Source organism: Domibacillus robiginosus, from assembly GCF_000966195.1.
Lineage (GTDB): Bacteria > Bacillota > Bacilli > Bacillales > Domibacillaceae > Domibacillus > Domibacillus robiginosus.
On record NZ_LAHL01000011.1, the window covers coordinates 165,847 to 178,145 of the forward strand.

Annotated in this window: 8 protein-coding genes; 5 read left to right on the forward strand and 3 right to left on the reverse strand. The window is 42.9% G+C overall.

The features are described 5' to 3' along the window. The first annotated feature begins 1 nt into the window (after position 1). On the forward strand, positions 2-2,920 hold the full coding sequence (locus tag VP97_RS07935) for a vWA domain-containing protein (protein ID WP_050181205.1): 2,919 nt from the start codon (positions 2-4) through the stop codon (positions 2,918-2,920). A 51-nt stretch (positions 2,921-2,971) separates the two neighbouring features. On the opposite strand, the gene VP97_RS07940 is transcribed toward VP97_RS07935, so the two are convergent. Genes VP97_RS07940 through VP97_RS07950 form a run of 3 tightly spaced genes read right to left on the reverse strand, consistent with a single transcriptional unit; the run spans position 2,972 to position 6,376 of the window. Next, positions 2,972-5,272 (reverse strand): hypothetical protein, encoded by a 2,301-nt coding sequence (locus VP97_RS07940; protein WP_050181206.1) that lies wholly within the window; start codon positions 5,270-5,272, stop codon positions 2,972-2,974. Beyond that, complete coding sequence (locus VP97_RS07945; RefSeq protein ID WP_082220290.1) at positions 5,272-5,940, reverse strand: PilW family protein; 669 nt, start codon at positions 5,938-5,940, stop codon at positions 5,272-5,274. The genes VP97_RS07940 and VP97_RS07945 overlap by 1 nt, the downstream gene beginning before the upstream one ends. Next, positions 5,888-6,376 carry a type IV pilus modification PilV family protein gene (locus VP97_RS07950; protein WP_050181208.1) on the reverse strand — a complete coding sequence of 163 codons (489 nt, stop codon included), beginning with the start codon at positions 6,374-6,376 and terminating at the stop codon, positions 5,888-5,890. The genes VP97_RS07945 and VP97_RS07950 overlap by 53 nt, the downstream gene beginning before the upstream one ends. Before the next feature lie 120 nt (positions 6,377-6,496). Between VP97_RS07950 and VP97_RS07955 the strand changes: the two genes are divergently transcribed. The 4 genes from VP97_RS07955 to VP97_RS07970 are packed head-to-tail and all read left to right on the forward strand — an operon-like array spanning position 6,497 to position 12,299. Beyond that, the gene (locus VP97_RS07955) at positions 6,497-8,425 is read left to right on the forward strand and encodes a hypothetical protein (protein ID WP_050181209.1); all 1,929 of its coding nucleotides are present in this window, start codon (positions 6,497-6,499) and stop codon (positions 8,423-8,425) included. After that, a complete protein-coding gene (locus tag VP97_RS07960) occupies positions 8,409-9,305 on the forward strand; it encodes a PRC-barrel domain-containing protein (RefSeq protein WP_050181210.1) in 897 nt (298 codons plus the stop codon). The genes VP97_RS07955 and VP97_RS07960 overlap by 17 nt, the downstream gene beginning before the upstream one ends. A gap of 5 nt (positions 9,306-9,310) precedes the next feature. Beyond that, entirely contained in the window at positions 9,311-10,624 is a 1,314-nt protein-coding gene (locus VP97_RS07965; protein ID WP_156153442.1) for a VanW family protein, read from the forward strand. Between the two features lie 13 nt (positions 10,625-10,637). Beyond that, complete coding sequence (locus VP97_RS07970) at positions 10,638-12,299, forward strand: GspE/PulE family protein (protein WP_050181212.1); 1,662 nt, start codon at positions 10,638-10,640, stop codon at positions 12,297-12,299.

Below are 12,299 nucleotides of genomic sequence, written 5' to 3' on the forward strand. Positions count from 1 at the left end.
AATGAAGAAATTTATAGTTAACATTCTCTTATTTATTATGGTTGGTTTATTAATATTGCCGCATGATATGTTACAGGCAGAAGCTGCAGGAAATGATATAGGGGTTTCTGTGACTGCAACCCCTTCTCAATCTATCGTTGTGAAACCGGTGGACAGCAACGCCAAAGCACGAATTGATATGAAAATGACGCCGTTTGGAAAATACGATCAATTAGATCGTAAGCCCGTTGATGTTGTATTTATATTCGATACCTCGGGCTCAATGAATGAGTCGGGAAAAAGAAAACAGAAATTTGAGAGTGCAAAAGCTGCCATGTATAAGGCACTTGATTATTTCAAGGAAAATGCCGGACCAAATGACCGGTTTGCATTTATTCCATTTAATACAACTGTTGATGATAATGGAAATGTAGTGCCATTAACCAAAGCCTCAAATATAACTTTTTCCACAATTAGAAGCAAAGTTTATTCGACTTACGCTCTCGGTGGAACAAATTACCGGGACCCAATAGAATTGGCACAACAAATGCTCAGTGGTTCAACAAATGATAAAAATATTATCTTTATGACGGATGGCTTTTTAACAGCTTCTACTGAAACTATTGATTTTGAAAGGAAATGTGTTGAATTTAAAAGAAATGGAAATTGTCAAAGAACCGATCTTGATTATTCAAAACCAATTAAAGAAGTAGTTCATTTTTATGACTATGACAACGGTGTATTTATCCAATATAATAACTCTTATCGTTATAATCTTGAAGTTATATACGATAATCAAAACAAATCTCGTTCTACTGATTCCAGGTCGGACAGACTATCTTTAATTCGATATATTAAAGAACGAGCAAAAAATACGGCTCAGCAGATAGGTCAAAATGGAATTAAAATGTATTCAATTGGTTTTGGAAACAATCGTGATGAACTTGACCAGGGTTATTTAGAAGAGCTTTCTTCTGTCACAGGTGCTTACGCCAGTGCGGCATCGGAAGGGAATGTGGATCAAATCTTTCTTGATATTGCAGAGTCTATCAGCAAGCAGAAGCTTGATGCGGAAGTAACGCTAGACTTGGCTAAGTTTGGAAGCAAGGTAACAGTCGCTGAAGGCGCTAACGCCGCAGTAGACGGCACAAAGGTAACGCTGCGTAAATCATTTGAGTATGAATACTTACAAAATGCGCCCGCACCAGTTGATTTAACGCTGCCGCTTGAGTTTAGTGAAGTAGGAACATACACGTTTGACAATATGAAACTCACATATAAACGTCCGGACGGCTCTACAGTCTCAATCACGATTCCATCTGTTACAATTCAAGTCGCTGCGGAGGCACCTCCAGCAATTAACGGCAGCATGGTTTTAAAAGGAGAAGCGAATGAGGTTAACAACTTAATTAAACAATCTGGAAAGCGCACCAATTATTTTAATGCCGAGTACAGCTTAAAGCCGGAAGGACTCAGCAGCAAATCCGTCAGTGGAAAATTGCAAAATATGAAGCTGATCCAGCTGCTTCCTGATGGAGTCAGCATTGAACCGGCAGAAGGTGTAACGGTTCGTGATGAAGCCTCTGGCGGGAAAGAAGCAGTAATCACTTTGTCCCGAACTGTTTCTTATGCGAATGGGGTATTTAACCCCGCTTCTTTTACAACAGCGTTAAAGTTGAAGGCGGATTGGGCGCTTAACAATGTAACGATGCCGCAAGCGCGTATAGAATACGAGGATACACGATTTAAGCAAACGTACAGCTCATCTATCCCAGCCGCTTCTGACCGTATTACAAACAAAGTACGGCTTGATGATGGGGGCAGCTATTATTATGATGGCTACGCCAATGGGATTATCCGGAAAGTAGAGAAAGCAACAGGACTGACTGTAGCAGAAACAGCATTCCCGAATGACTATGGATTGCTGCCAAAGCCAGTAAAGGATATGGTTTTCGCAGGCAATGATAAAAAAGCCATTACGATCACCTATTTTGATAACACAACGGCTACTCTTTACTTTACAGCGGATGTCGCAATGACGGGAGCTGAAAGTAAGACGTCAGTCGCCAATAAATCGACTGTATATGAAAATGTAAACGCAAAGCTTTCACAGCTTGTTGGCGGAGAAAATGTTCAATACTCCTATCGGATCGATAATGGTAATTGGCAGCCACTCGGGGAAGATCAAGTTATAGAATTAACCAAACCAGGCTTAAATAAAATCGATGTAAAATCCACCGGCGGCTTTTCTTTGACCGATCAAATTGTGTCAAAAGAAGTGACGATTGCTAAAAAAGTTGAACAAATTGAAATTTGGTCAACTGGTGATGATCCAAAAAAGATTGATCAGGTCTCAATAGTCGAAGGAACTGCTATGGATTTTGAAGTAAGAGTATTCCCTGAAGACGCAACGGATCAGTCCTGGAAAGTGGATGTGACAAGCGGCGGCGAATTTGCCGGAGCTCAGAAAAAGTCAGATAAGAAAGAAGAAATGAACGGAACTGTCTTCGGTTTGAAAGAAGGAGTATCCGAGTTCACAGTAACATCCAACAGTAATCCGGACGCTAAGGTTACAATGCCTGTTAACGTAACTTCGGATTTCATTCCACTTGAAGGCGTATCATTTGAACAAGCTAAGTACACGAATAAAGAAAGTGAGCTGGTTGACAACCTGCTGGACATCACGCCATCTGACGCAACCGAGCCTGATGTGGTTGACGTGAGAGCGGCAGATGATGGGGTAGTTATTATAAAGAAAGAAGCGAATGGAGATTGGTACATCGAGTCTGATAAATCAGGTAAAGGCTATACTGATGTTACTGCAACGGTTACTCAGGAGCAGCCTGATGGCAGTATAGTAACAAAAGAAGCAACGACTGTGTTTGAAACCGGCAATGATAGTGGAGGCGAATCGGCCGACAGCATTGATGGAAGATGGTAGTAAAGTAAAAATCCCCAGGGACCAGTTTCCCAGGGGATTTTTACGCAGTTATTATTCCACTGTCAACTGGTCACTATATACCGACAAATACTTCACCCGTGGCAAATAGTCGAGTTGACCAAGCAGGATATTACGGTCGTAATTAACGATAAACCGTGAGTATCGGTTTAATTGCTGATCACGTCCGGGAATACTGCTTTCGATGTCATAACCCTTTGTTTCCCCGCGCACCGCGTTAATCTCAAAGTCACCTTTGGCAAACAAGCCGCCATCGATAAAAAATAAAGAGCCAACGCCGTACAGCTCAGCGGCTTTTGATTCTGTTTGTGCAATTACCTCTTTGTTTGTATAAAAAAATCCTTTCAGCGGCTGGATATTACGGTCCGAATCTTCTTCTGGCACGTATGGCCCGCCTTCTGGCTCATCCTTCAGGTCGTTTCCATTCCTGTCTTGAAAGTTCTGGAACTCATTTATTCGGGTAATTAGCAATGAACCGCCCGATAAAGATACAAGCTGTCCGTCCTGCCAGCCGCGGATCGATAAATTTGAGATATGCGTTTCTCCTCTTGCATACATCGTACCGTTAATGGCAAAAAGGTCATTTTCTGCCTGTCCCTCCTCTTCTATGCCGCCTTGAATCGTCAAGTTTTCCCCCGTAAACAGCGCACCGTCAAAGTAAATATTATTATCTTCCGTACTGTCTTCTTTTTTACTATCTTTTGCATAAAGGTTTATGTTGCTCTGAGAAAGAATCAGCCCTTCAACTGCCGCTTTATTTGTTAAATCAAGCGTGATCGAACCGATCGCTTCCAAATGGTTCTTTAATTCAAAATTTCCATCAGAAGTAATTTTCATGTTACCTAAACTGTAGACTGTATTGATGTTATTGACCTCGGACGAAAAATCAATTGCCAGGTCCCCTTTATTATCAATAATTAGATTTTTACCCGTTTGTAAAGGAGCTGAAAACGTCATATCTCCGCTGGCGTTTGTCATAAAGGCATCTTCCTGACTGTAAATGGATCCTGCATTCACTGTCCCGCTGTCATTATTGATTTTAATTGCCAATTCATCATACAGGTTGGCGGTATTCGCCTCTATAGTCCCCGTGTTATTTTCAAGAGTGATCCCTTTGTCGGAGACAATGTTCCCATCTAATGTAATTGTACCGTCGCTCTCATTAACAATGTGCAAAACACCACTGGAAACAGCAAGATTTCTAATCGTAAGATCCTTCTCTGCAAAGATCGTTAATGATCCCTTTACGTTTACGTTTTCGATTAAGCTGCCCTTTGGCCTTAAAACGGCACTTCCAATATAATCAACCCCAACAATGTCCGCTCCTGTTGCAGCATATTCTGAAAAGGATTGAGGCACCTGTTTAACTACGCCTTCGAAGAGCGAATTAACGGGCGGAATGCCGCTTGTTGTTCCAACATCCTTTGCAGGGTTATTCGGTGCGCCAGACGGGGGAAGCGTTGTTTGTTTTTCAGCAGAAGCAAAACCTTCCGAATAAGCCTGATCAAATTCAATCGACTGGTATTGGCTGTCGTTTTTCAACGTTGGCACTTTTCCATGATAAAAATTTTCAGGTACAAGCACGTCTGTCAGTTCGGTTGGATTAAAGTTCCAATCTGCGTAATTCCCTGGTGTGCCGACATACAAGTCTCCAGAAATAGAAGGCATGGGCGTTGCATTGGGACGTTTGGGTCCGCCTGTTGTTAAATAATAATACGCATTTTCATCGATGGATAATTTATTAGCAAAAACATTGCCTTCAAGATGTGGAGAGCCGTTCAGCGATAGTGTTCCCTTTTCAGAGCCGAGTGCGTATTTTAAAAAACTTGGTAAAGGCGAGACAATTAATTCTTTTTTAGCTGTCCGTGACACAACAGCTGTTCCATCCGGCTCGTTTGCTGTAATGGACACTTCGAGCACCCGGGTCAGGGTTTCTGTTCTTTCAATCGAATAGTTATCAGTGACATCATCAACATTTATCGCCGTAATAGCGTCATTTTCAGCTTTCAATGTATCGTGGATGCTAGTTTCTGCATCTTCTAGCAGAATATCAATATTTGAGGGAGTGACGGGTTCATGGCTGACTGATCCTTCTCCTAATGTTTTAAATAGTACAAATCTGTCATTTCTCAAAGCTTCCGACAGCTTGGCGCTATAAGAGTCTATCGCTTTAACAGCTTCATACGTCGCGTCTACATCCGCCACCCGGACCGTCGTTCGCTTTGCTCCGCCGATCGTAGAAGCAACAATGGCAAGGCCGATAGTTGAGAAAACAACCGCGACCAACAGAACAAGCAGCAGCGCATTTCCTTTTTCATTCCATAATCGTTTCATTAAAATCCAAACCTACTTTCCAGTTGCATATTCTCAACGGTCCGGTCATTTTTCAGGGTGAAAACTAGTTTAATCGTACCGCTCTGGCAGGAAGGGGCGGCTTCTTCATCCGCAGAAGAAGCAGGTGCTTCGGATGTGCAAGTGACATGAAAAGTAGGTTCGCCATCCGGGTTTGCGATGAAATCAGAAGGAACCTCCAGCATTTCAGTACCGTCATCTTTAGTGCCGGATTTCTCGATTTTAATTTGGCTGTCTTCAATAAAGATCTTTTTTGTTTCCGTTTTGGTGCCTTTGCTCTCTTGAATAGGGTCATAATAGGACTCAAGACTATCATTATCTTCATTTTGATTTTCGACTTCGGTGAAGTTTGTTTCCAAGCTGTTAATAATCGTGATGCAAGAGCCGTCCGGGCAGCTCGTTACTTCATCAAATGGCGTTGAGTAAAATTCATTCATGATCCGCGTTGTCACATAATCAGCATCTTCCCGAAATTGAGTTTCAGCAGTCTGCTTTGTAAAGATTTTTTGCCCGGTTACAAGCGTACTCGCCATTACGGAGCTGACAATCGCTAAAATGACAATGACGGCTAAAAGCTCCATCAATGTAAGACCGCGCTCATCGCATATCCTCGCTTTTAATCGTTCCATCCAACTCCACTTCCGGCTCATTTTCTTTCCACCTCACTTTAACAGTTACAGGGATATAGTATTTTTTCGTTTCCTCGTCGATAGAACTAGAGGTTATGGTTACAGCGTATGTCCCATCATTGACTGGAATATCACTGCAATCTGCTTCATTGATACGATCGGACTGAAGCGTATATACTTTGTCTTCGGTCGTACCGGGACACATTTTCAGCCATTTTACTGTATCTGGATCCTCGAATTCGTGGCGCATTTCGACAAATGATTGCTTTTCCATAAACATCAGGGCATTGCGGGCTACATTCAGGGCAATAGTACGGCTTTCATTTGCCGCATTAAAGGTTCCGGCTTGAAAAAAGAACCGGGTGACGGACAATAAAATAATGCTTAATATAGTAAGAGACACTAAAAGCTCCAGTAAGGTGACACCATCTTGACAATTTTTGATCTTTTTCGTCACGGTTTTTTTTCCTTTCTTTGCAATTACGTAACTTTATTATACAATATTCCTATTAAACTGCATTTTTCCTACGTAAATTTTGTATGAAGTCTACTACATTGGTAACAGAGAGGGTTTTGGATGACGAAAACAATTATGATGTTTATCGGTTTTTTACTTGTTTTACCGATTTTGCCCTGGCTTCCGCTTGGCATTTCCCTAAAAGGCAAGGTGATTATTGCACTTGAGAGCTTTGCGATTGCAGGAGCCGTCATGGCTGCGGCTGTTTATCTGCCGCTCTGGCAAAGTCTATTGATCGGGCTGCTTGTTTTGATCATGACAGGTTACTTTACAGTAAAGTATGGCCTTCCTTCCTGGGCGGCAGAAGCCGAATGGTTAGAAGGCGATGAGGATCGAAGTGAAACGGCCAATGCACCTAAAAAACGTTTTGGTAAATCGTGGATAAAAAGAAAACAAATGCCTAAAGAAATAGATTACAAGCTGATTCAAGAACAGGCAGACACAGAAAAGCCAGATCCGATTGAGTCAAAACAGAATATGGCTGTGGCAGTTGAAGAGAAAAAAGCACCTGCTGCAGCGAATGAGACGATTATGTTTGAAGCGAAAAAAGAGGATGCAGCACAAATGGATGACGAGAAAACACCCCTCCCCCAGCTGAATGACCTTGAAGAAATTGGCGAGCTTGCATGGCCTGAGGAAAACCATTTTAAAGAAAAAATGGAAAAAGAGCAGGAAATGGAATCAGAAGATGAACTAGAAGAACTTGAGCTTCTTTTCGCAGAGGACAAAGCAGTCATTAAAGAGACCGATGAGGAAGTGCGCCCGGAAGATGAAGACAACTGGCTAAATACACTGGATGAAAGTGCTGATATAAAACATTCAGAGGACACAAAGCCTGCCGAAGACGAAAGTGACTTGTATCTGCTGGAACTCTTTGAAGAGGAAGAAAAAGAGGATCGTAAAAAAATAGAGATTTTAGACCATGAAGAAATTCAACTATCAGACGATAAAGAAAAAGAAGAAGGACTAGCAGATTACGTAGAAAAAACAGAAGAACGGAACGAACAATATTTAAGCAGCTTGTTTGAAGAAGACCTGATTGAAGCAGAAAACGATATAGAAGAAACCATTCCTGAGATGGAACGAGCGTTTCTGTTGGAGTCGGAGAACGAAGAAACAAAAGCAGAGGATATCGATCTGACTGAGGACGACATGATCAAAGAAAAAGAAGTATTTTTAACAGAGGAAGAGGAGCAGAAGGAGGAAGCAGAATCTGAACAAGAGGATCTTCCAGAAAACAACGCCCCAGCTTCTTTAGTGGAAGAAGTGTCCCTGTTGAAGCCAGAGCACGAAGAAACAAAAACAAAGGATATTGATCTGGCTGAGGGTGATATCATCACAGAAAAAGAAGCATTTTTAACAGAGGAAGAGGAGCAGAAGAAGGAAGCAGACTCTGAACAAGAGGACCTTCCAGAAAACAGCGCTCCAGCTTCTTCATTGGAAGAAGAGTTTCTTTTGGAGCCAGAGAACGAGGAAACGGAAGCAGAAGATTTTGATTTAGCAGAAGAGGACGTTATCACGGAAAAAGAAGCATTTTTAACAGAGGAAGAGGAGCGCAAGGAAGAAGCAGACTCTGAGCAAGAGGACCTTCCGGAAAGCAACGTTCCTTATTCTATGGAAGAAGAGGTTCATGATAAGCCAGAGGCTGCTGAAGAAAAAGAGCCTCGGCGTCTTTCTCCAGAATGGCTTCATATTATCGTTCAGGAAATTGAAGTGAAACAAAAAGCGTTACCTTATGAAGAAGTGGAAAGCGTGATGAAGCATTATTTGCAGGCACCGCTTCATGACCGCGATTACTATATTATCGGGCGCATGCTGACGGCGTTTTATATGGCAAACGATGAGCCGCTGCAAGCTCTGGCGCTTGCAGATGAGCTTGAGCATCGCTTACGTGCATATCCCGTTTTGGTAGAGGAAATTATAAATATGAAAGAAATCGTTTTAAATCAATCATTGGAAACAGGTGAGAGAGATGAAAAAAAGCAGTGAAGTACAAGGTCTTCCTATTATCAGTATTGCGGACGGGGTAGAAATCGGCCAGGCAAAATCGCTGATTATCAACCCCGAAAAAAGAAGCATCGACTTTATTACAATTGGCCATGAAGAATGGGAGCAGGAAGGCAAAGCGATTCCATTCAATAAAATTATCGGTATCGGTGATTATGCCCTGACGATTGACCATGAAAGCAGTGTTATTGAAATGAATAATATTCCGGTTGCCAATGAGCTTTTGAACCGGAAAACAAAAATTTTACAAACACGCCTGATGACGAAAAAAGGGCAGCTGATCGGGCAGGCAGTTGAATATATGATTGATGACGAAACGGGAGAAATTATTCAGCTTGTTGTAGAAGACAAAGAAGGGTCTTTTTTAGTCAGCGGGCAATACGTAGTCACATATGGACGTGATTTAATCGTAGTTGACGAAGGCGTAGTAAAAGAGTCGTTGGAAGAGGAAGTGCAGGAGCTCTATGCTCTTCCGATTGAGCCTGTCCAGTCATCTGCTGAATCTTCAGGTGTGACAGAACAAGCTGTTCAGCTTGAAGTATATAACGATGCTATTGAGGAAGTTCATCCTGATGCCGAGGAGCTCGAGGCGGGAGAGCCAATCGAGCAGGCAGCCGAAGAAGAAGCGGGCGAACAAGCGGAAGTATCAGAACAAGAAGAGTCTTCGGTTGACCGCTGGCTCCAATTGATTGAGGAACAGCAAAGCAAGCTATTAGTCGGTAAAACGGCTACGAAAAGCATTGAAGTAAACGGAGATGTGTTAATTCCAGCGGGCACGGTTTTACAGGAAGAAGATGTTCAAAAAGCGCGTGAAGCCGGACCGGAAATTTTAGTTGAATTAAGTATGAACAGCGAGGCTTAAGACAGGTGGAAGAAGTAGGGCGTTCCCAAAAAGTGGTTGGAAAAACAGCAGTGCTGCTGTTGCTGCTTGTCGTTTATCTTTTGTTGTTTTCGTTTTATGGAGGCAGGCTGTTTGACCGCGTGTTTTTTGCCGATGCCATCTTTGACGAAGGAACAACGATCGGCCCGCAGAAAGTCGATGAAATGACAAACAGTGAAGCAGCCAAACTTCTGGATGAAAAAGTAGAAGCCTGGCAGGAGCAAGCTGTTATAAAGGTAACGTATGCAGAAAAAGAAGTGACGATAAGCAACAGCTTGATTTCCTTTCAGGTTGACCAGTCTGTAAGGGAAGCGGCAGACAGCCAGAAAAACAAGCTTTTAGCCGCTGTTTCACCTGATGATTTAAAAGAAGAGCTGTCTCGTAAACTGCCCGCTCTTAAAACGGATGGAAGAATAGATGTGGAAACAATGGCCAGTGACCTATCAGACATTGGCGATTATTTAAAATCAGGAGAATCTGTTATTGATGTTTCGCTTTATTTGGAAGAAAGTGAAAAAAAAGCGAAACTCTCAGAAGTGACAGCAGATGGTTTGGACGGCGCAGCGGCTGACTTTCTGAAAGCCAATCCAGCTATTGCTGTAAAAGCTGGTACTTCTTTTTCTTTTAATAGCTGGGTAGAGCCTGCTGCAGGAAAAATAAGCGATAAAAGCTTGAATCTATTATCTTCTGCTCTGTATCAGCTTGTATTAAAAACAAATTTTGATATTATGGAAAAAAATCAAAGCAATGACCTGCCTGACTATATTAATTTAGGTTATGAAGCAAAAGTCGCAAAAGCAAAAGGGCAGGATTTTGTTTTTTTTAACCGTAATAAAGACGCTTACACGATCAACTGGACTGTATCAAATGGCCGTCTGTATGGTGTGTTAACTGGTATTCCGTTTTACTATACGTACAAAACGGAGCTGAGAAACAAGAAAACACTTGAACCAAAAACTGTTTTACACTTTAGCCCCGAGCTGCCTTATGGCGACATGCGGATTGAACAGTACGGAGAAGATGGTTCGATGATTGATGTATATCGAAGCCGCTCAGAAGGAAGCAAAAAGCTGGGCAGTGAGCAAATGGCAGCTGATTTTTATCCGCCGGTTCATCAAATTGAGCTGTACAGTTCACAGGAACCGCCTCCTCCTCCACCAGAGCCTGAAGAAACAGATGAGGATGATCAAGAGGAAACAGATGAAGACAATAACAATACCGATGCTGAAAATCAAGAAGAGCAGGATGAGAGTGATAGTACAACAGCCACGGATGAACAAAGTAATGAAAATGGACAATAAAAGGTGATGCAGCATGAAAACAAAGCGCAAACGGCTCGGTGATCTGCTGGTTGAATCCGGCCTGATTACGGATGAACAGCTGTCTGTTGCATTAAAAGAAAAAAAAGACAACCAGAAACTGGGCGATGCTCTCCTAAACAGAGGATTTATCACCGAGCAGCAACTGATTGAAGTGCTGGAGTTTCAGCTGGGCATTCCGCATGTCAGCTTATACCGGTATCCAATTGATATAAAGCTGCTTAGCCTCGTTTCAAAAGAGATGGCAAAAAAAAGCTTAATTATTCCATTAAAAAAAGAAGAAAACCGGCTGTTTGTGGCGATGGCCGATCCAATGGATTACTTTACAGTTGAGGATTTAAGGCTGGCAACCGGATTTCAAATTGAAACCGCAATTGCGACAAAGCAGGATATTCTGCGTGCTGTCAACAAGTATTACGATATGGATGATTCGCTTGAAGAGTTTATGCAGCAAAATACGCCGGCGGCAGGAGAGTCGGAAGAAGAAGCGGTGGAAGAGGATTCACCGGTTGTCCGGCTGGTCAATCAAATTATGTCTCGTGCGATGACTGAAAAAGCAAGTGACATTCACATCGACCCGCATGAAACAAAAGTTGTTGTTCGCATGCGGGTCGACGGAGTGCTGCAGCTGGACCGCCAGCTTCCAAAGTCGATGCTGGGCATGCTGACAGCACGGATTAAAATTATGGCCAATATGGATATTACCGAGCACCGGATTCCACAGGATGGAAGAATCAAAACGAATATTGATTTTCGGGCTATCGATCTGCGTATTTCCACACTCCCAACTGTGTACGGAGAAAAAATTGTTATGCGGATTTTAGATTTAAGCAGTTCGTTAAATGACATGAACCAGCTCGGGTTTAACAAAGTGAACTTAAAGCGAATGGAAACGCTGCTTCAGCGCCCGAACGGCATTGTACTCATTACCGGACCAACCGGATCAGGAAAGTCTTCGACACTGTACGCAGGATTAAACCGGCTAAACAGTGAAGAAGTCAATATTATTACCGTTGAAGACCCGGTTGAGTATCAGCTCGAAGGAGTGAACCAAATTCAGGTGAACCCGAGTGTCGGTTTAACCTTTGCAGCCGGTCTTCGTTCGATTTTACGGCAGGATCCGAATGTGATTATGGTCGGGGAAATTAGGGACAAGGAAACCGCTGAAATTGCGATTCGCGCTTCTCTGACCGGTCACCTTGTGCTGAGCACCCTGCACACAAACGATTCTATCAGCAGCATCACCCGTCTCATTGATATGGGCGTCGAGCCGTTTTTGGTTGCTTCATCCCTGAGCGGCATCGTCGCACAGCGTCTGATCCGTAAAGTATGCCGGGACTGTGGCCGTGAAGAACCGGCCACAGAGCGGGAGCGGGAGATTTTCGGGAAGAGGGGACTGAAAATTGAAACCGTCAACCGAGGAAAAGGCTGTGCGTCGTGTAATATGACCGGCTACAGGGGCCGTCTGGCGATTCATGAGGTGCTGACGGTGACAGAAGAAATGAAGCGGCTTATTTTAAACAATGAACCGCTATCGGAACTAAAACAAATGGCACTGAAGAACAAAACGATTTTTTTGCTGGATGACGGCCTCTTAAAAATTAAGCAGGGCATCACCACAACCGAAGAAGTGCTTCGTGCTGTCCTAATGGAGTAG